This window comes from Cryptosporangium arvum DSM 44712 (genome assembly GCF_000585375.1).
GTDB classification, from domain to species: Bacteria; Actinomycetota; Actinomycetes; order Mycobacteriales; family Cryptosporangiaceae; genus Cryptosporangium; species Cryptosporangium arvum.
The window spans coordinates 3,636,313-3,653,377 of sequence record NZ_KK073874.1; the positions used below are offsets into that span (position 1 = coordinate 3,636,313).

Consider the following 17,065-nt stretch of genomic DNA (forward strand, 5'->3'; position numbering starts at 1 on the left):
TCCGGGTCCTCGTATCGTCCGAATTCGGGAGTACCGGCGACATCGGAGGCTGGCGGCATGGACGCGACGCGACGCCCGATCCTGTTCTCGTGCACCGAGTCGGCGGGTGTGTTCAACCCCCACGTCCTGCTCGCCGGCGAGCTGGCCGGGCGTGGCGTCGACGACCTCTGGTTCGCCACCGACGAGAACCGGCGCGGCGACGTCGAAGCGGCCTCCGACAAGACCGACGTGCGGTTCCTCTCGATGGGGGAGGTCAACCCGCGGGACGTCGTCACGAACTACGACGACCGGACCTACCGTGCCGTGACCCAGCCGGAACCGTTCAAGGCCTACCTGGCCCGGGTCAAACAGTCACTTGACCTGGACGGCCACTACGCGCGGTACCACCGGCTCGCGGCCGCCGTCGACGAAATCCGGCCCGCGCTGCTTGTCATCAACAACCTGAACATGCACGCGGTGCACCTCGCGGTCACCCGGAACATCCCGTTCGTGCTCGTGGCGCCGTGCCTGCCGAGCGACGTGCTGAAAGCGACGCTGCCCCCGGAGTACCCCGCGCCCGGCACCGGCCTGCCACTGCGGATGGACGCCCGGCAGCAGCAGGCGAACCGCCGGTTCCGGCGGCGCAAACGCACGATGTTCCTCGACGGCACCGTCCTCAAGCACAGCATCGCGTTCGAGAAGGCCCGGAAGGCCGCAGGCATCGACGCCAAGGTGCTCAACTCGGCCGCGATCATGGATCAGGTCGAGCTGATCCTCTGCTTCTCGGTGTTCGGCCTGGAATACCCGTTCGACGCGACGGACAAGCTGCGGATGCTGGGCGCCGCCGTGCCCCCGGTGCCCGACGGCCCCGCCGACGACGTGGTTACGTGGCTCGACGCGCACCGCTCGGTCGTCTTCGTGTCGTTCAGCTCCGGCATGCGGCTGACCGAGGCGGAGATCGTCGCCGTCACCGAGGCCGCCCGGCGGCTCGGCGACCACAGCGTGCTGTGGAAGCTCCCGCCGTCGCAGCAGGCGCTGCTGGGCGACCTGCCGCCGAACCTCCGGGTGGTCGACGCGGTCCGCTCGCCGGCCGAGGTCCTCGCCCACCCGCACGTCCGCGCGTTTGTCAACCACGGCGGCAGCAACAGCGTCAACCAGGGCCTGTATTTCGGACGGCCGCTCCTGATCCGGCCGCTCTGGCTCGACGGGCGTGACCACGCCGTCCGGGTCGCCGACAGCGGCGTCGGCCTCACCGTGGACGCCCTGACCGCCGATGCGCTGCACACCGCGCTGACCCGGCTGCTGACCGAGCCGTCCTTCACCGAGCGCGCCGACCACCTCGGCCGCGCCCAGCGGTCCGCCGGCGGTGTGCCTGCCGCGGCTGACCTGATCCTCGAGACGCCGTCGATGCGATGAGCGCGCTGATGACCGGAGCGAACCGATGACCGAGACCGAGACCGAGACCGCACTCGTCGACTTCCCGCTGCGGCAGCCGGGCCAGTCGTTCCCGCCGGAGTCCTACGCCGGCTACCGGCAGCAGGACCGGCTGGTGCGGTCGAAGCTGCTCAACGGCGCGATCGTCTGGCTGGTGTCACGCCACGAGGACGTCCGCGCGGTGCTCAGCGACCCGCGGATCAGCTCGAACCCGACGCACCAGGGTTTCCCGAACGCGCAGCGCACCGGCGGGGTGCCGTCGACCGACGAGGTGCCCGGCTGGTTCGTCGCGCTCGACCCGCCCGACCACACCCGGTTCCGCAAGGCGCTCATCCCCGAGTTCACCGTGCGGCGGGTCCGGGACATGACCGCGGCGGTGCAGGGCATCGTCGACGACCGGATCGACGCGATGCTCGCCGCGGGGGACACCGCCGACCTCGTGTCCGACCTCGCTCTCCCGGTGCCGTCGCTGGTGATCTCCAGCCTGCTCGGGGTGCCCCGGGTCGACCGCGACTTCTTCGAGGCGAAGACCCGTGTCCTGGTCACGATGTCGTCCACCGACGCGCAGCGCGAGAAGGCCGCCGGTGACCTGCTGCGGTACCTGACCCGGCTGATCGCGATCAAGCGGCGGCGCCCCGGCGACGACCTGCTCAGCCGCATGCTGGCGAACGGCGACATGACGCCCGAGGAGATGTCCGGCGTCGGCATGCTGTTGCTCATCGCCGGGCACGAGACGACCGCGAACAACATCTCGCTCGGCGTGCTGACGCTGCTGCAGAACGCCGAGTGGATCGGCGACCCGCGGGTGGTGGAGGAGATGCTGCGCTTCTGCTCGGTCGCGGACCTCGTCGCGCTGCGGGTGGCGGTGCGGGACGTGGAGATCGGCGGGCAGCTCATCAAAGCCGGCGAGGGCATCGTGCCGCTCGTCGCGTCGGCGAACCACGACGCCGCGGTGTTCGCGCACCCGGAGCGCTTCGATCCGGGCCGGCCCGCGCACGGCCACGTCGCGTTCGGCTACGGCGTGCACCAGTGCCTCGGCCAGAACCTCGTGCGCCTGGAGATGGACGTCCTCTGCCGCACGCTGTTCACCCGGATCCCGACGCTGGAGCTCGCGGTGCCCGTCGAGGACCTGCCGTACAAGTACGACGGCGTGCTCTACGGCCTGCACGCGCTGCCGGTGCGCTGGCAGCGGGACACGCCGTGACGGGCGCTATCCGCGTGCGCGCCGACGTGGAGACCTGCGTCGGCGCGGGCCAGTGCGTGCTGTCCGCCCCGGACGTGTTCGACCAGGACGACGACGGCATCGTGCGACTGCTCCAGGACGCGCCACCCCCGGACGCCGAGAGCGCGGTCCGGCTGGCCGGCCGCACGTGCCCCTCGCGTTCGGTCCACGTCGACGTCGCCCCCGGCTGATCCCCCGGGGGGCGTCCGCCCGCGTCAGATGTCGACGCGCACCAGGCGTCCGCTGCGCTCGTCGTCGAGCAGCTGCCGGTCCGCGTCGACCATGATCCGGACCAGGTCGCTGAACCGGGTCTTCGGTGTCCAGCCCAGCACCCGCTCGGCCTTGCTCGCGTCGCCGATCAGCACGTCCACCTCCGACGGGCGGTAGTAGCTCGGATCGATCCGGACGTACCGCTCCCAGTCGAGGCCGGCCTGTGCGAAGGCCGCCACGACGAACTCGCGTACCGAGTGCGCCTCCCCGGTGGCGATCACGAAGTCGTCCGGCTCCGGGTGCTGCACCATCATCCACATCGCCTCGACGTACTCCGGGGCGTACCCCCAGTCCCGGATCGCGTCGAGGTTGCCGAGGTAGAGCACGTCCTGCAGACCGGCCTCGATCCGCGCCACCGCCCGGGTGATCTTGCGCGTCACGAACGTTTCGCCGCGGCGGGGGCTCTCGTGGTTGAACAGGATGCCGTTCGTCGCCTTCAGGCCCCAGGCCTCGCGGTGGTTCACCGTCGCCCAGTACCCCAGCACCTTCGCGCAGCCGTACGGGCTGCGCGGATGGAACGGCGCCGTCTCCGACTGCGGCGGGGGAGTGGCGCCGAACATCTCCGACGAGGACGCTTGGTAGAACCGGCAGTCCAGGCCGGCCACCCGGATGGCTTCCAGCAGGCGGACGGTGCCCATGCCGGTGATGTCCGTGGTGTAGCCGGGCAGGTCGAACGAGACCCGCACGTGGCTCTGCGCGCCCAGGTGGTAGATCTCGTCGGGCTGGATGCGGCAGAGCAGATGGGCCAGCGACGCTCCGTCGGCGAGGTCGGCGTAGTGCTGGAAGAAGCCGGCGTCGGGATCCCAGAGGTCGGAGTCGAAACGGTCGATGCGGTCGGTGTTGAACGACGACGACCGGCGTTTCAGTCCGTGTACCTCATAACCCTTGCGGAGCAGCAGCTCCGCGAGGTAGCTGCCGTCCTGGCCGGTGATTCCAGTGATCAGGGCAACGGTCACCGGCGCAGTCTGAGGCCGGTCCGGATGGGGAAACGACCAGATGATGGCGCGAGGAACTGGTCATTTTCGCGGGAGTTCCAGGCTTCACTCCGGGGTGGACGGGCAGCCGATTGCCCGTGCCACCGGCGAAGGGACCGACCGTGACGATCTCCGACACCGCGACCACGTCGTGGATCCGGCGCTACAAGCCCACTGAGGGCGCCGACGTGCGGCTGGTCTGTTTCCCGCACGCCGGCGGTTCGGCCAGTTACTTCAACTCGGTGGCGGCGCGGTTCTCGCCCGGCGTCGACGTCGTGGCGTTGCAGTACCCCGGCCGGCAGGACCGCCGGCGCGAGCCGGTCCTCCGTGACCTCGGCGAACTCGCCGACCTGGTCACCGCGGAGCTGCTGCGCCTGCGCGAAGTGCCGACGGTGTTCTTCGGGCACAGCATGGGAGCGGTGCTCGCGTTCGAGTGCGCCTGGCGGATGGAGGAGAAGGGCCTGGCCGACCCACAGACGCTCCTGCTCTCCGGCCGCCGCGCCCCCTCGGCGCTCCGGGACGAGCAGACCTACCGCGGCGACGACGCCCGGCTGCTCGCCGAGCTCCGGCAGCTCAACGGAACCAGCTCCGCGCTGCTGGAGGACGACGACATCCTGCGGATGGCGCTGGACACGCTGCGCGGCGACCTGGAGGCGGTCGAGACCTACGTCGACAGCGGGCACCGGGTCACCGTCCCGCTGGTCGTCCTCACCGGCGACGACGATCCGAAGACGACGGTCACCGAAGCGCAGCGCTGGTGCGAGCACACCGAGAGCACCTGCCGGGTCCTCACGTACCCGGGTGGCCACTTCTACCTGGACCGCCACGCCGCGGCCGTGGGCGACGTGGTCGCCGCCGAGCTGGCGAAGGTCCGCCCGACGACGATCGGAGCCCACTAGTGCCCGCCGGCACGCTGTACGCGATCAGCGATCTCCACGTCGCGTACGAGGAGAACCGGCAGATCGTGCGTGACATGCGCCCGACGTCGGCGTCGGACTGGCTGATCGTCGCCGGTGACGTCGGCGAACGGTTCGAGGACGTGCGGTGGGCGCTGGGGGTGCTGGCCGAACGGTTCGAGCGCGTCATCTGGTGCCCGGGCAACCACGAACTCTGGACCCCTCCGGACGATCCGGTGCAGCTGCGCGGCGTCGAACGCTACGACGCGCTGGTCGAGCTGTGCCGCGAGCTCGGCGTGAGTTCGCCGGAGGACGAGTACGCGGTCTGGACGGGCGCCGACGGTCCGGTGGTCCTCGCGCCGCTCTTCGTGCTCTACGACTACAGCTTCCTCGTCCCCGGGGTGCGGACGAAGGCCGAGTCGCTGGCGCGCGCGTACGAGGTCGGTGTGGTGTGCACGGACGAGATGCTGCTGCACCCCGATCCGTTCCCGTCCCGGGAGGCCTGGTGCGCCGACCGGCTGGAGCGCACCGAACGGCGGCTCGCCGAGCTGCCGTCGGATCGGGAGGTCGTCCTGATCAACCACTTCCCGCTGGTGCGCGCCCCGACGCGGATCCTGCGCTACCCGGAGTTCGCGCAGTGGTGCGGCACGACGAGGACGGCCGACTGGCACGTCCGGTTCGGTGCCCGCACCGTCATCTACGGCCATCTGCACATACCCCGGGTGACCTGGCACGACGGGGTGCGCTTCGAGGAGGTCTCGGTGGGCTATCCCCGTGAATGGCGGCGTCGGCCCGGTGCCGCCGGTCGGCTGCGCCGGGTGCTCGGCACGCGGGCTCCGTCGACGCCGGCCCGCGTCGGTGCGCAGCGGTAGGGCCGGCACCGTGCTCACCACGCTGGCCGGGCTGCTCGAGCGGCTCACGCCGTCGACGGTCGCGGCCGAGGAGACGTTCACCGACCGCGCCGACGTGCGCCTGTACCCCGCGGAGGAAGCGGCGATCGCGCGGGCGGTGCCGAAGCGCCGGCGCGAGTTCGCCACCGTGCGGTCCTGCGCGCGCACCGCCCTGACCCGCATCGGGGTAGCACCGGCGCCGATCGTCCCCGGCCATCGCGGCGCACCGGCCTGGCCGGCCGGAGTGGTCGGCAGCATGACCCACTGCGCGGGCTACCGTGCGTGCGCGGTCGCCCTCGCACACGACGTGATCACGATCGGCGTCGACGCCGAACCCGCACAGCGGCTGCCCGACGGCGTGCTGGACGTGATCTCGCTGCCGGCCGAACGCGCCGCGCTCGCCGCACTGGCTCAGCAGGCACCCGGGATCGCCTGGGACCGGATGCTGTTCAGCGCCAAAGAGGCCGTCTACAAAGCCTGGTTTCCGCTGATGCGCGCACCGCTGGACTTCTCCGAGGCGACGGTCGACTTCGACCCGGTGGGGCGGACGTTCACCGCTCGCCTCCTGGTACCGGGCCCGGCCACCCCAGCCGGGCAACTGACCGAATTCAGCGGTCGCTGGCTGCAGGCGCGAGGTCTGGTGCTCTCCGCCATCGTCGTGCCCGCCCCGTCCGTCGTCGCAGCTTGAGGAGGCACGATGAGCTACGCCTACCCGGTCTCCAAGCCCTGGCTCGGCGACCGGGAACAACAGTTGGTCGGCGAGGCGATCGCCAGCGGTTGGATCTCGTCGCAGGGCCCGGAGATCAAGCGGTTCGAGGCCGCGTTCGCCGAGTACAACGGCGTCGCGCACGGCGTCGCGTGCTCGTCGGGGACGGCGGCACTGACCGTCGCGCTGGCCGCGCTGGGAGTCGGGCCCGGCGACGAGGTGATCGTGCCCGAGTTCACGATGATCGCCTCGGCGTGGGCCGTGAACTACGTCGGCGCGACGCCGGTGTTCGTCGACTGCGGCGACGACCTCAACCTCGACGTCACGAAGATCGAGGCCCGGATCACGTCCCGGACCGCGGTGATCATGCCGGTGCACGTCTACGGCCGCCGGTGCGACATGGACGCGATCATGGAGCTGGCCTACGACTACAACCTGCGGGTCGTGGAGGACTCGGCGGAGTCGCACGGCGTGCGACCGGTGGGTGACGTCGCCTGTTTCTCGTTGTTCGCCAACAAGATCATCACGGCGGGGGAGGGCGGCATCTGCATCACGAACGAGCCGCGCCTGGCCGAGCAGATGGCGCACCTGCGGGCGATGGCCTTCACCAAGGACCACAGCTTCCTGCACAAGAAGATCGCCTACAACTTCCGGATGACGAACCTCCAGGCCGCGCTCGCGAGCGCGCAGCTCGAGCGGATCGACGAGATCCTGAGCCGGCGGCGGGCGATCGAGAAGTACTACGACGCCGCGCTCGCCGGGATACCGGGCGTGACGCTGATGCCGCCCCGCGACGTGCTCTGGATGTACGACGTGCGCGTCGAGCGGCGCGCGCAGCTCCAGGCCCACCTGGCCGAGAACGGCGTCGAGACGCGGCTGTTCTTCAAACCGATGAGCCGCCAACCGATGTACTTCGACGCCGGGTGGCCGGAACTCAAGGCCGCGGCGTTCAGTGAGGACGGCCTCTACCTGCCGACCTACCCCGAGCTCACCGAGGCCGACCAGGAGATCATCGTCGGCCACATCCGGTCCTTCTACCGGCCCTGACGGCCGGTCCGACCGCGGCGCCGCCGCCGCGACTTCCTGGAGCGAATCATGACGACGCCGGCTGACGAGGCCGCGGGCGTGCTGCACGCGTCGCGGAAGGAGACCGAACGCCCTCGCCGCTATGGCGTCAGCCGCGCCGTCACCGGTGCACCGGTGACCCGGACACCCCGTCGTCCCGGCCCGGCGCCTGAGCTGCTGCGGGTGCGGTGGGTGGAGGTGCGCGGGTCCGGGGCGGGGTTCCCGGCCGGTTTCCGGACCGGCTTCGTGACCGCGGCTGGCGCTCTGCCCGAGCCGGCCGGCGGGCGGGTGCCCGACCTGGTCGTCGTCGAGACCGACGAGTCGTGCGACGCGTCCGGCGTGTGCGCCCGCGTGCTCGGCCCGCTCCGGGCGTTCCTGTCCGACCGTCGGTACACCGGTTCGCGGCTGGCCGTCGTGACCCGCCTCGGGGTCGCGGTCGAGCCGGGCGCGCCGGTCAACGTCGCCGTCGCGGCGGCCTGGGGACTGGTGCGCGCGGCGCAGAACGAGCATCCGGGGCGGGTCGTGCTGGTCGACGTGGAGGCCGACGAGCCCGCGCTGCTCAGCGTGCTGGCCGCGGTGACGGCCACCGGTGAAGCGCAGGCGGCGGTCCGCGGCGGGAGCGTGCTGGTGCCCCGCCTGGAGGCGCTCGACGACGGTGGCGGCCTGCTGCCTCCGCCCGGCGCGACACCGTGGCGCCTCACGCGCGGTGGGGACGGCCTCACCCTGCTGCCGTGCCCGCAGGTCGGTGCGCCGCTCACCGGCCGGCAGGTCCGGATCTCGGTCCGGGCGGGCGGGGTCAACCCCAGCGACGCGTCGGGCAGGTTCCGGAACCTCGGCCGGGAGGCGGCGGGCATCGTCCTCGACGTCGGCCCGGAGGTTGCCGGCCTCCGTCCCGGGGACCGGGTGACCGGGCTGGCCGACGCGTGTTTCGGCCCGGTGGCGCTCAGCAGCGAACCGCTGCTGCTGCCGGTACCCGAGGACTGGACGTTCGAGCAGGCAGCGACCGTTCCGGTCGCGTTCCTGACCGCCTACTACGCGCTGGCGGACGTCGCTCCGGGGGCGTCGGTGCTCGTCCGTGACGGCGCCGGCGGGGCGGGCACGGCCGCGATCCAGCTGGCTCAGCATCTCGGTGCTGACGTTTACGTGACCGCCGCCGAATCCACCTGGGACGTGCTCCGCGACCTGGGCCTGCCGGACGACCGCATCGCCGTGAGGTGGCCGACCACCAGGTTCGACGTGGTGTTCGAGAATCGGTATTTCGACGCCGGGCCCGACATCGTCTCCGCGATGCTGGCCGAGCTGGCCGAGCTCTTCGCAGCCGGCGTGCTCGACCCCCTGCCGGTCACCGCGTTCGACGTGCGCCGGGCCCGGGACGCGCTGTGGCACCTGAGCCGGGGCGAACACACCGGCAAGGTCGTGCTGACGATCCCGCACGGGTGGGACACCGACCGGACGGTGCTCGTCACCGGTGGCACCGGACACCTGGGGCGCGACATCGCCCGGTACCTGGTCACCGCCCGGGGGACGCGCCGCCTGGTGCTGGCCGGTCCGGCCGCGCCGGGCACGGATGCGCTGCGGAGGGAGTTGACCGCGTCCGGCGCGCGCGTCGACGTCGTGGTCTGTGACGTGGCCGATCGGCGCGCGCTCTCCGCGCTGCTCACCACGCACCCGGTGGACGCCGTGGTTCACGTCGCCGGCCCCCTGGACGGTGGGGCCGTCGGGTCGCTGACCCCGGATGAGCTGGGGAGCGCGCTGCGCGCCAAGCTCGACGTCGCCTGGCACCTGCACGAGCTGGTCGGCGACGCGCCACTCGTCGTGTTGTCCTCTCCGGCCGGGCTGCTGGGCACGCCGGGGCGGGGCGCCGACGCCGCGGCGAGCGCGGGGCTCGACGCCCTGATGCACCAGCGGCAACGGCTGGGCCTTCCCGGTCTGTCGCTGGCCTGGGAGAGCGGGGAGACCGCGCTGCGGCTGTTCGACCTGGCGATCGGCAGCGACGAGGCCCTGATCGCGCCGTTCCGCGTCGACGCGTGGGCCGACCTGCCGGTGCCGCCGCTGTTCGACCGGCTGGTATAGCGGAACGCCCCGATCGTCCGTGATGACGATCGGGGCGTTTGCCGTCGTGGGTCAGCTCAGTCGTGGGTCAGTTCATTCGGCGATCCGGGTGCGGTCGCACCAGACGAATACCGGGAGTTGTTCTCCGTCGAGCACTCGGAAGGTCCCGTTGTGGGTGTAATGCTCGTAGCCGTTCCCGTGCGCGATCTTGATCCGGCTTTCCAAGCCGCCCGCATCCACGCGGTAGCTCGTACCGAGGAACTCGTGCGGTCCACCGTCGAGCAGAACAAACGTGGTCACGTCGTGCTCCTTCCCAGGTCCGGGTCAGATCGTGAAGTCGGTTAACACGCGGGGAGGCCAGGAGCCGAGCCGGAAGATGCCCATCGAGTAGGCCTTCGAGACCAGCGCGGGGCGGTTGTTGACCTTCAGCTTCCGCAGCAGCATGGCGACGTGGTACTCGACGCCACCGCGGCTGAGGAACAGCGCGGAGGCGAGCTGCACCGTGGACACTCCGGCCGCGACGCCCTCGAGGACGCGAGTCTCCATCGAAGTGAGCAACTGCTGGCGACGGGCCAGCTGCTGATCGTCGTTCCCGGCGTCGGGGCTGAACAGTACGACGATTTTCTCGATCATTCCGGCACTGCCGGTCACGGCGATCCCGGTGAGCTCGCCGGCGAAAGCGGTGTCGTCGGGACGGAGGACGATCATCGTCTCGTCGAATCGCACCCGCTGGCCGGTTGCGAGCCGGCCGAACTGCTCGGCGATTTTCTCGCGAAAGCTGGGATGGAGTAAATCGCAGAATTGCTGACCGCAGATCTCCCACGATGCTCGACCGAACTGCCGAACCAATTCGACGTTCACGTCGATGATCGTGCTTTTGCGGTCCAAATTGGCTACGCACATGCCGGGACGGCCTGCTCGGACGCGAGCTCGAGCCGGGTCGATTCGCGTGGCCTGCAGAGACGTCATCGCGTTCGCGTACAAATCGTCGGTCTCGAGTTCGGTGGTGCGGGCAGCCATGACTCACCAGCCCTTCGTGAAGAGAGGATTCCCGAGGTCCGGAAAGCCACGGTGCTCGAACGAATGAATCCGTTCAACGCCCGGCGCGCACGATCCGTTTTTTGTACGTCACCCGACGCATATTCGGGCGTCCGGCTCCGGCGCTGGCGCTCACTCCGACCTCCCTATTCCGGATAAGCCCGAGTTCTTTCCGTACGAAGAATTATCTAGCACTCGTCCGCGATGTGAACAGGCTCACAGCTGAGCTATCAACGCCCGGTTTTGCCTAGTCCGGTGTTGGTGTGATGCCCGTTTACGAGCGGAGATGCGGTCCGCGGGAGCGCGGGAGTGCCCGGATGGGCCTGCTGGGCGGCCCGATCGTGCCCGATTCGCGCCCGGCGCCGGAGATGTTCCGTCGTGGAGAGGACGCGGTGCTCCGCTGCCGCTCGGCCGGGCGCCCCCAATGACTAGGCAATATCCGGTCGCCGCGGCGACAACATGGAGTCACGTGCTGTCGCCGTCGGGGGTCGGCGAACACGCTTACACAGAGGATTTCCGAGACATACCAACATTCTGTCGTGTAGACACTCGACACCCACAAAGGACGAGGGGGAGCAACGGTGCACCACTCGGAACGACAACGCCGCATCCTGTCCACAGCACGCAGCGCGGGATATACCGACGTCGCGAAGCTGGTCGCGGATCTCGCGGTGGCCCCCGAGACGATTCGGCGTGATCTCCGCATACTGGAACGCCGCGGTCTGCTGAAGAGGACACATGGCGGTGCCTATCCGGTCGAGACAGCCCGCTTCGAGACCAGTCTGGCCACCCGGACCACCCGCTATCTCGGCGAGAAGCGCCGGGTCGCGTCGGCGGCGATCGAACGGATCGGCAGCGCACGCACGATCTTCATCGACGAGGGTTTCACTCCGCAGCTCATCGCGCAGGAGTTGCCCCAGGATCGACCCCTCACCGTGGTGACCGCCTCGCTGGGTGCCGCCGCGGCCCTCGCCCACAACACCGCCGTCAGCGTGATTCTGCTGGGCGGCCGGGTGCGCGGCCGCACGCTGGCCACTGTCGACTTCTGGGGCACGGACATGCTGTCGGGGTTGGACATCGACCTGGCGTTCCTCGGCGCGAACGGCATCTCGCTCCAGCACGGACTCACCACTCCCGACCCGGCCGTCGCCGACGTGAAGGCGCAGGTGGTCCGAGCCTCGAGACGGCGCGTGTTCATCGGGGTCCACGAGAAGTTCGGTGTCTGCAGCTTCTGCCGTTTCGCCGAGATACCCGACCTCGAGGCGATCGTGACCGACGCCGCGCTACCCGGCGAGGAGGCCGAGCGGTACATGCGAGTAGGGCCTCAGGTCTATCGCGCGTGATCACAGCTGTCCCGTCCCGGCTGTCCCGTCCCGGCTTCGAGAGCCGGGACGGGTCACGCGTCGTCGCGCGGCACGTCGACGTGGGTGACGAGGTTGATGCCACCGTCGACGTGGATCACCTCACCGGTGACAAAGGGACCGTGGTGAGCGCCAGAACCATCGCCGCGACGTCGGACGGTAACCCGAGCCGGCCCAGCGGCGTCATCGCCCCGGTACGCGCCGCCCGCGAGGCGAGGCTGCCCGACGTCAGCCGGGTGTCGACCGGCCCCGGGGTGTCGGTGCTGGTCGGCATGTCCGTCACTCCTCACCTGGTTCGGGCCACGTGCCACCCATTTCCTTGGTGAGCCGCTCGCAGGCGGCCTTCAGCGCCGTGGCCTCGCGGGAGTCCAGCGCCGCGGGCAGCATCCGCTCGGTGCGACGGCCGCGATCGTGGCGCACATTCCGGCCGCCGCGAACACCGGCGCCGCGAGGATGTAGATGCCGCGGTGGTTGACGTCGCTGCTCATCCCCGGCGATTCGATGCAGAGGACTGGACCGCCACAGGCGTCGATACCGACGCGATCGAACGCACTCAGCAGGCAGTCGCGGAATGGATCGAAGACTGGGCAGCTGACCCACCCACCGTTCAGTGCGGCGCCATTTCGCTGGTCAACACCAGCGGCGGTGGGCTCATGGTTCGGCTCGGTCCTCGGACACGTCAACCCCCACGAGCGGTGTTTTCGCTGGTGGGGGTATCGCTTCGTGCGGTGCCGAGGCTTTCGGGCTCCTGTCGGCTTGGGCGGAGACGGTGTTGACTGCTCGGGCGGCGATGAAGACCAACCCGGGGTGCGCGATGTTGGGGAAGACAACCCGATCTGTGCCGGATGTCCATCGGCGGTCGCCGAACCGTACAGCGGGGTGGGTTGCGCTCGGGGTCGTGGCCGGACGGGCAGGGAATGCCGGCGTCGTCAAGAATGCGAACGATGCGCGCGACGCTGTGTCCGGCGCGGCGTAGGGCGAAGATCCAGGCGACGTTGAACGCCGTGGTCGCGTCGGGTTCCAGGCGGTGAAGCCGGCGACCCCCGTGCGCCACGTCGAGCGGGCGACGGCCTGGCGGGTCTTCTCGGCGACCAGGGGGCGCGGGCCGGGCACGGGGGACGTCACGCCCGGCAGGGTGGCCGCGCGTGCTCGTGCCGGTGGGTGGATCGCGGTACGCGCAGCGATCGGCACCGGTGTCGCGATTGTCCGGGCAGCCCGAGGGCCGGGCCGAACGTCGCCGCGTCCGAGGCCGATCCGCCGGTGGTCACCGAGAAGGACCGGGTCGAACTCACCCGCGTCCACCGGCTGCCGACCACGTTGCCTCCCGTCGAGGCCGGGATACTCGTGGGCCGATGGACCCCGCCAGTGGCGGCGGAGCGGCGTTCGTCGAGTTCGCGGACGACGGCACCCGGACGGGTTCGGACGGCTGCAACGGCCAGGGAGACCGGTGGACCGTGACCCCGACGTCGCCGCTGGCCACCGACGGCCCGAGCGCGCTGATCGGCTGCGACGGCGCTCCAGTGGGTGGCTGGCTCGCCGTGACCGCGATGGCGGGCTTATCGAGCGGTGTGCTGGTGCTCCTTGACCCGACCGGCGCCGAAGAAGGTCGTCTCCGGAGGTACTAGCGGCTTCCCAGAGTTCTCACAGAAGCTCTGCGACGGCGGCTAGGCGGGCCCGTCAGCATCACCGGCATGGCGATGATCGACGTAACTGGACTGACGAAACGATACGGCTCCACGACGGTGGTGGACGACCTGTCGTTCACCGTGCGAGCCGGGCAGGTCACCGGCTTCCTCGGCCCGAACGGTGCGGGAAAGACCACCACTATGCGCATGATCGTGCGACTGGCCGCCCCGGACGGCGGCTCCGTCACGATCGACGGCCGCCGGTACAGCGACCTCCCGACGCCGCTGACCGAGGTGGGCACGCTGCTCGACGCCGGCGCGGTGCACGGAGCGCGGAAGGCGTACGACCACCTGCTGGCGCTCGCGGTCAGCAACGGCCTCCCCCGGCGACGCGTCGACGAGGTGCTGGCCCGAACCGGAATGGACAGCGCGGCGCGCAAACGGGCCGGCGAGTTCTCGCTCGGCATGCGGCAGCGCCTCGGCATCGCGGCGGCTCTGCTCGGCGACCCACCGGTCCTGATCTTCGACGAGCCGGTGAACGGGCTCGACCCCGAAGGCATCCGCTGGGTCCGCGAGCTCATGCGCTCACTGGCCGCCGAGGGTCGCGGTGTGCTGGTCTCCAGCCACCTGATGAGCGAGATGGCACAGACCGCCGATCACTTGGTCGTCGTCGGCCGGGGCAAGCTCATCGCCGACACCCCGATGAGCGACTTCATGCGCGCCGCCGGCGGCGGCACGGTCCAGGTCCGGGTCGACGACCCGGGCGCCCTGGCGCTCCGGCTCACCGCCGCGGGCGCGACCGTGCGGAACGGGCTCGAGTCCTCGCTGGTGGTGTCCGGCGTGACGGCCGGGGAGATCGGCGCGGCCGCGGCCGGTCTCGGCCTGGTGCTCAGCGAACTCACTCCGCAGCGGGCGTCGCTGGAGGACGCCTTCATGGAACTGACCAGCGACAGCGTCGAGTACCAGGGGGTAGTGGCATGAACCGCGCGCTGCAGTCGGAGTGGGTCAAGTTCCGTAGTCTGCGCTCCAGCTGGCTGACGCTGGCGTGCCTCTTCTTCGTCGGTCTCGGCATCACCGCCCTGTCCGCGGGCAACGCGGCAGCGGCGTACGCGGACGCCGGCGCGTCGTGGGACCCGACTGCCCACAGCCTCACCGCCTATATCGTCGCCCAGCTGATCGTCGGGGTACTGGGCACGCTGATCGTGACGTCGGAGTACGCCACCGGTCTGATCCGCTCGACGTTGGCCGTCACACCGCGCCGCCACCGCGTGCTGGGAGCCAAGGTGGTGATCGCCGTTCTCGTGGCCGTGGTGGCAGGCCAGGTGCTGATGTTCGCGGCCTTCCTCATCGGACAACCGCTGATCGCCGGTCAGGACGTACCGGAGGCAGGGCTCGGAGACCCCGGCGTGCTGCGCGCCGTGCTGGCCGGTGGGGTCTACCTCGCCCTGATCGCGTTGTTGGCCGTCGGGCTCGGCGCGATCATGCGGGCCACGGCGGGCGCGCTCACGGCCCTGGTGGGCATCGTCTTCCTGGTTCCCGCCCTGGCGGGCATCTTCCCGACGTGGATGCAGGACCTGTTCGCGATCTGGCCGACGCTCGGCGGGGCGGCCGCGCTGAGCACCGTCGCGGATCCGGACTTCCCCCACCCGTGGTGGAACCTGGCCGGTATGGGCGCCGCGATCGTCGGGGTGCTGGCCGTCGCCTTCCTGGTCGTGCGACGTCGCGACGTGTGAGTCGGCCGGTCGCGCTGGCGCGCGGCTCCAGGTGGTACGGAACGACGTGGTGGGCCGGGCGCGCGGACGCCCGGCCCGGAGCGAGCCGCCACGCCGACGATCGGCGTCTGTGCACGCGCGACGGTTCTCTGCGCGCGTGTCCGCCCACGGCGGCCGTGGCGCCGGAGCTGGGGTAGGGCGCGGAGTACGCGATAAGGCGGCTACTCAAGCCGCTACGAGACCGTTAGCCGTGCCCGCCACGCGCCCGCTCCGGTAGACCTGTGCTCGGTCGATCGGGTCGGCGTCGATCGGGATGCGGCGGAGACCGCCTAGTGCGTTGACCAGCGCATTTATCTCTTCGCTGGTCATCCGCTGGCGTCCGGTCAGCTCGCGGATCTTGGCCTCCGCCTGGACCCGTTCGGCGTGCACTTCGGCGGCCCACTGCTGGATGAGCGCCGGGTCGGTGCCGGCGGGCTCCCGCGGCCGTGAGCGCCTGGACGCCTTCGAAGTCCTCGGGCGTGACGATCGCGGGATGCGTCGGCTTCGTTGACCAGATCCGCTCGAACGGCGGACTTGCTCCACGCGACGCCGGTTCGGTGGCTGTTGCGCTTCCGGTCGTGGGCGGAGGGGCACAGGATGCCGTCTCGGGTGAGTCCGCCTGCCGTCCGCGGCCTTGGCGGGGTTGGGGTGCGGGCCAGCGTCACCGAGTCGGTACCGGCTCTGGTTCCCGATCGTGTTCGTTCGGGGCTGGCCTTCGGTTCGGCGGCGTTGGATTGCCACGGCCGGGTCAACGACCGCCCGATCCTGACCACGCTCGGCTGGGTGGGCGGGCAGCGGCTAGCGGTTCGTGAAGAGCCGGGCCTGATCGTGGTGGCGATCCCTGCGGCGTCTTGACACGGAGGGGAGCCTTCATCGCGCTTCACACCGCCGCGGGCGATCGATGTCCTCGACACCGGCAGCGGGCCAGCTACCGGTCGGTATCTCGGCGCGTGGTGGCGATCGCGGTGGGCCTGGGCGCCGGTCAGTCGGCGTCGGCGACGCAGAGAAAGTGGAACCGGGCGTGGGCTTGGTCGATCAGCAGAGCGCGGCGAACCACCGAGCGGTCGGGTCGGCGGCGACCACCTCGAAGCCCGCGAGCAGGACGCCGCCGTTGCGGTGTACCTCGGTCAGTGCAGCCAACAGCCGAGCGACGGCTCGGCGGACGCCGTCAGGTGGTGGCGGGTCGACGGTGGTGGCCCGTCGCTGCCGGATCGGGGCGTCCCATCTGGCGCAGACGTAGACCGAGCATCAGCAGCGTGACGCCGAACGCGATGGCAGCGACACCGATCAGGACGACCAGGGTCAGGACTCCGGCGGTCGGCCAGACGATCAGCAGAACGCCGAACAGCACGGACAACGCGCCGCTGAGGGCAAGCAGCCATTCGCGTCGCATCTCTTTGCGGAGGTGGAACGCGGCGACGATTTCCAGCAGGCCGGTCACGACGGCCCAGACAGCGATCACCCAGAGCAGCGCGAGGGCGGTGATCCCGGGCCAGATGAGCGCGATGACGCCGGCCAAGACGCCGGCGATGCCGCGGGCGAGGAGCCAGGCGCGGCGGCCAGGTGTGCGGCGCCCGTCCCGGTCGCCGCTCCGCTCGCCGGTCTGGTCGCCGAACGCGGTGATCAGAGTGAACACGCCGTCGACCAGCGCGTAGGCGCCGAAGGCGATGACCAACGCGAAGACGGTGATTTCGGGCCAGACGAGGGCGAGCACACCGAACAAGACCGCGGCGACGCCACGCAGCGCCACCGCCCACCACTGACGGCTGAGTGTCTCCAACATCGGGGGTTCCCTTCCAGAC

The 17,065-nt window shown here is 70.6% G+C and carries 20 protein-coding genes and 1 pseudogene; 13 read left to right on the top strand and 8 right to left on the bottom strand.

All coding sequences use genetic code 11. The features are described 5' to 3' along the window. Positions 1 to 57 precede the first annotated feature (57 nt). The 3 genes from CRYAR_RS16110 to CRYAR_RS16120 are packed head-to-tail and all read left to right on the top strand — an operon-like array spanning position 58 to position 2,826. Complete coding sequence (locus CRYAR_RS16110; RefSeq protein ID WP_035851739.1) at positions 58 to 1,395, top strand: glycosyltransferase; 1,338 nt, start codon at positions 58 to 60, stop codon at positions 1,393 to 1,395. A gap of 25 nt (positions 1,396 to 1,420) precedes the next feature. Then, positions 1,421 to 2,617 carry a cytochrome P450 gene (locus tag CRYAR_RS16115; protein ID WP_035851741.1) on the top strand — a complete coding sequence of 399 codons (1,197 nt, stop codon included), beginning with the start codon at positions 1,421 to 1,423 and terminating at the stop codon, positions 2,615 to 2,617. A gap of 8 nt (positions 2,618 to 2,625) precedes the next feature. Next, entirely contained in the window at positions 2,626 to 2,826 is a 201-nt protein-coding gene (locus CRYAR_RS16120; RefSeq protein WP_035863166.1) for a 4Fe-4S domain-containing protein, read from the top strand. A gap of 24 nt (positions 2,827 to 2,850) precedes the next feature. Here the strand turns inward: CRYAR_RS16120 and gmd are convergent, their stop codons facing one another. Beyond that, the gene (gene gmd, locus CRYAR_RS16125) at positions 2,851 to 3,861 is read right to left on the bottom strand and encodes a GDP-mannose 4,6-dehydratase (RefSeq protein WP_035851743.1); all 1,011 of its coding nucleotides are present in this window, start codon (positions 3,859 to 3,861) and stop codon (positions 2,851 to 2,853) included. A gap of 140 nt (positions 3,862 to 4,001) precedes the next feature. On the opposite strand from gmd, the gene CRYAR_RS16130 reads away from it, so the two are divergent. From CRYAR_RS16130 to CRYAR_RS16150, 5 genes are read left to right on the top strand one after another with little or no spacing between them, the layout of a single operon-like run. Beyond that, positions 4,002 to 4,778 carry a thioesterase II family protein gene (locus tag CRYAR_RS16130; RefSeq protein WP_035863174.1) on the top strand — a complete coding sequence of 259 codons (777 nt, stop codon included), beginning with the start codon at positions 4,002 to 4,004 and terminating at the stop codon, positions 4,776 to 4,778. After that, on the top strand, positions 4,778 to 5,647 hold the full coding sequence (locus tag CRYAR_RS16135; RefSeq protein WP_035851745.1) for a metallophosphoesterase family protein: 870 nt from the start codon (positions 4,778 to 4,780) through the stop codon (positions 5,645 to 5,647). The genes CRYAR_RS16130 and CRYAR_RS16135 overlap by 1 nt, the downstream gene beginning before the upstream one ends. Positions 5,648 to 5,657: 10 nt before the next feature. Then, on the top strand, positions 5,658 to 6,353 hold the full coding sequence (locus CRYAR_RS16140) for a 4'-phosphopantetheinyl transferase family protein (RefSeq protein WP_211247479.1): 696 nt from the start codon (positions 5,658 to 5,660) through the stop codon (positions 6,351 to 6,353). Between the two features lie 9 nt (positions 6,354 to 6,362). Then, positions 6,363 to 7,418 carry a DegT/DnrJ/EryC1/StrS family aminotransferase gene (locus tag CRYAR_RS16145; RefSeq protein WP_035851746.1) on the top strand — a complete coding sequence of 352 codons (1,056 nt, stop codon included), beginning with the start codon at positions 6,363 to 6,365 and terminating at the stop codon, positions 7,416 to 7,418. Between the two features lie 48 nt (positions 7,419 to 7,466). Next, positions 7,467 to 9,509: an SDR family NAD(P)-dependent oxidoreductase gene (locus CRYAR_RS16150; RefSeq protein WP_051570353.1), complete on the top strand. Its 2,043-nt coding sequence runs from the start codon at positions 7,467 to 7,469 to the stop codon at positions 9,507 to 9,509. 72 nt (positions 9,510 to 9,581) lie between these two features. Here the strand turns inward: CRYAR_RS16150 and CRYAR_RS16155 are convergent, their stop codons facing one another. Together CRYAR_RS16155 and CRYAR_RS16160 are read right to left on the bottom strand one after the other, a co-directional pair. Continuing rightward, positions 9,582 to 9,788, bottom strand: coding sequence for a DUF5988 family protein (locus CRYAR_RS16155; protein ID WP_035851750.1), 207 nt, complete (start codon positions 9,786 to 9,788; stop codon positions 9,582 to 9,584). 24 nt (positions 9,789 to 9,812) lie between these two features. Continuing rightward, the gene (locus CRYAR_RS16160) at positions 9,813 to 10,508 is read right to left on the bottom strand and encodes a helix-turn-helix transcriptional regulator (protein WP_211247480.1); all 696 of its coding nucleotides are present in this window, start codon (positions 10,506 to 10,508) and stop codon (positions 9,813 to 9,815) included. Between the two features lie 599 nt (positions 10,509 to 11,107). On the opposite strand from CRYAR_RS16160, the gene CRYAR_RS16165 reads away from it, so the two are divergent. Then, on the top strand, positions 11,108 to 11,869 hold the full coding sequence (locus tag CRYAR_RS16165) for a DeoR/GlpR family DNA-binding transcription regulator (protein WP_035851753.1): 762 nt from the start codon (positions 11,108 to 11,110) through the stop codon (positions 11,867 to 11,869). A gap of 115 nt (positions 11,870 to 11,984) precedes the next feature. Here CRYAR_RS16165 and CRYAR_RS16170 read toward each other — a convergent pair whose 3' ends face one another. Beyond that, positions 11,985 to 12,161, bottom strand: a complete 177-nt coding sequence (locus tag CRYAR_RS16170; RefSeq protein ID WP_157017761.1) for a hypothetical protein — start codon at positions 12,159 to 12,161, stop codon at positions 11,985 to 11,987. Between the two features lie 5 nt (positions 12,162 to 12,166). After that, entirely contained in the window at positions 12,167 to 12,307 is a 141-nt protein-coding gene (locus CRYAR_RS47255) for a hypothetical protein (RefSeq protein ID WP_157017763.1), read from the bottom strand. Positions 12,308 to 13,239: 932 nt separating this feature from the next. Here CRYAR_RS47255 and CRYAR_RS16175 point away from each other — a divergent pair. The 3 genes from CRYAR_RS16175 to CRYAR_RS16185 all read left to right on the top strand — a co-directional run bounded on the left by CRYAR_RS16175 (position 13,240) and on the right by CRYAR_RS16185 (position 15,245). After that, positions 13,240 to 13,512 (top strand): hypothetical protein, encoded by a 273-nt coding sequence (locus tag CRYAR_RS16175; RefSeq protein ID WP_035851758.1) that lies wholly within the window; start codon positions 13,240 to 13,242, stop codon positions 13,510 to 13,512. 72 nt (positions 13,513 to 13,584) lie between these two features. Then, on the top strand, positions 13,585 to 14,493 hold the full coding sequence (locus CRYAR_RS16180; RefSeq protein WP_035863208.1) for an ATP-binding cassette domain-containing protein: 909 nt from the start codon (positions 13,585 to 13,587) through the stop codon (positions 14,491 to 14,493). Next, positions 14,490 to 15,245 carry an ABC transporter permease gene (locus tag CRYAR_RS16185; RefSeq protein ID WP_035851762.1) on the top strand — a complete coding sequence of 252 codons (756 nt, stop codon included), beginning with the start codon at positions 14,490 to 14,492 and terminating at the stop codon, positions 15,243 to 15,245. Before CRYAR_RS16180 ends, CRYAR_RS16185 begins: the two co-directional genes overlap by 4 nt. 204 nt (positions 15,246 to 15,449) lie before the next feature. Here the strand turns inward: CRYAR_RS16185 and CRYAR_RS47260 are convergent, their stop codons facing one another. Both CRYAR_RS47260 and CRYAR_RS51285 read right to left on the bottom strand, forming a co-directional pair. Further along, entirely contained in the window at positions 15,450 to 15,653 is a 204-nt protein-coding gene (locus tag CRYAR_RS47260) for a hypothetical protein (RefSeq protein WP_035851763.1), read from the bottom strand. A 110-nt stretch (positions 15,654 to 15,763) separates the two neighbouring features. Continuing rightward, positions 15,764 to 15,938, bottom strand: a pseudogene (locus CRYAR_RS51285) (recombinase family protein); the annotation flags it as partial. Between CRYAR_RS51285 and CRYAR_RS47265 the strand changes: the two are divergent. Continuing rightward, positions 15,912 to 16,118, top strand: coding sequence for a hypothetical protein (locus CRYAR_RS47265; RefSeq protein WP_157017765.1), 207 nt, complete (start codon positions 15,912 to 15,914; stop codon positions 16,116 to 16,118). The pseudogene CRYAR_RS51285 and the gene CRYAR_RS47265 sit on opposite strands and share 27 nt — an antisense overlap. A gap of 313 nt (positions 16,119 to 16,431) precedes the next feature. On the opposite strand, the gene CRYAR_RS16200 is transcribed toward CRYAR_RS47265, so the two are convergent. Then, positions 16,432 to 17,046, bottom strand: coding sequence for an HdeD family acid-resistance protein (locus CRYAR_RS16200; protein WP_035851768.1), 615 nt, complete (start codon positions 17,044 to 17,046; stop codon positions 16,432 to 16,434). Between the last annotated feature and the right edge of the window lie 19 nt (positions 17,047 to 17,065).

Excerpts from the sequence above, each read along its gene's own strand:
- CRYAR_RS16185 (WP_035851762.1), top strand. The coding sequence starts at position 14,490 with ATGAACCGCGCGCTGCAGTCGGAGTGGGTCAAGTTCCGTAGTCTGCGC.
- CRYAR_RS16180 (WP_035863208.1), top strand. The coding sequence starts at position 13,585 with ATGATCGACGTAACTGGACTGACGAAACGATACGGCTCCACGACGGTG.
- CRYAR_RS16115 (WP_035851741.1), top strand. The coding sequence starts at position 1,421 with ATGACCGAGACCGAGACCGAGACCGCACTCGTCGACTTCCCGCTGCGG.
- CRYAR_RS16150 (WP_051570353.1), top strand. The coding sequence starts at position 7,467 with ATGACGACGCCGGCTGACGAGGCCGCGGGCGTGCTGCACGCGTCGCGG.
- CRYAR_RS16175 (WP_035851758.1), top strand. The coding sequence starts at position 13,240 with ATGGACCCCGCCAGTGGCGGCGGAGCGGCGTTCGTCGAGTTCGCGGAC.
- CRYAR_RS16160 (WP_211247480.1), bottom strand. The coding sequence starts at position 10,508 with ATGGCTGCCCGCACCACCGAACTCGAGACCGACGATTTGTACGCGAAC.
- CRYAR_RS16200 (WP_035851768.1), bottom strand. The coding sequence starts at position 17,046 with ATGTTGGAGACACTCAGCCGTCAGTGGTGGGCGGTGGCGCTGCGTGGC.
- CRYAR_RS16110 (WP_035851739.1), top strand. The coding sequence starts at position 58 with ATGGACGCGACGCGACGCCCGATCCTGTTCTCGTGCACCGAGTCGGCG.
- CRYAR_RS16170 (WP_157017761.1), bottom strand. The coding sequence starts at position 12,161 with ATGCCGACCAGCACCGACACCCCGGGGCCGGTCGACACCCGGCTGACG.
- CRYAR_RS16145 (WP_035851746.1), top strand. The coding sequence starts at position 6,363 with ATGAGCTACGCCTACCCGGTCTCCAAGCCCTGGCTCGGCGACCGGGAA.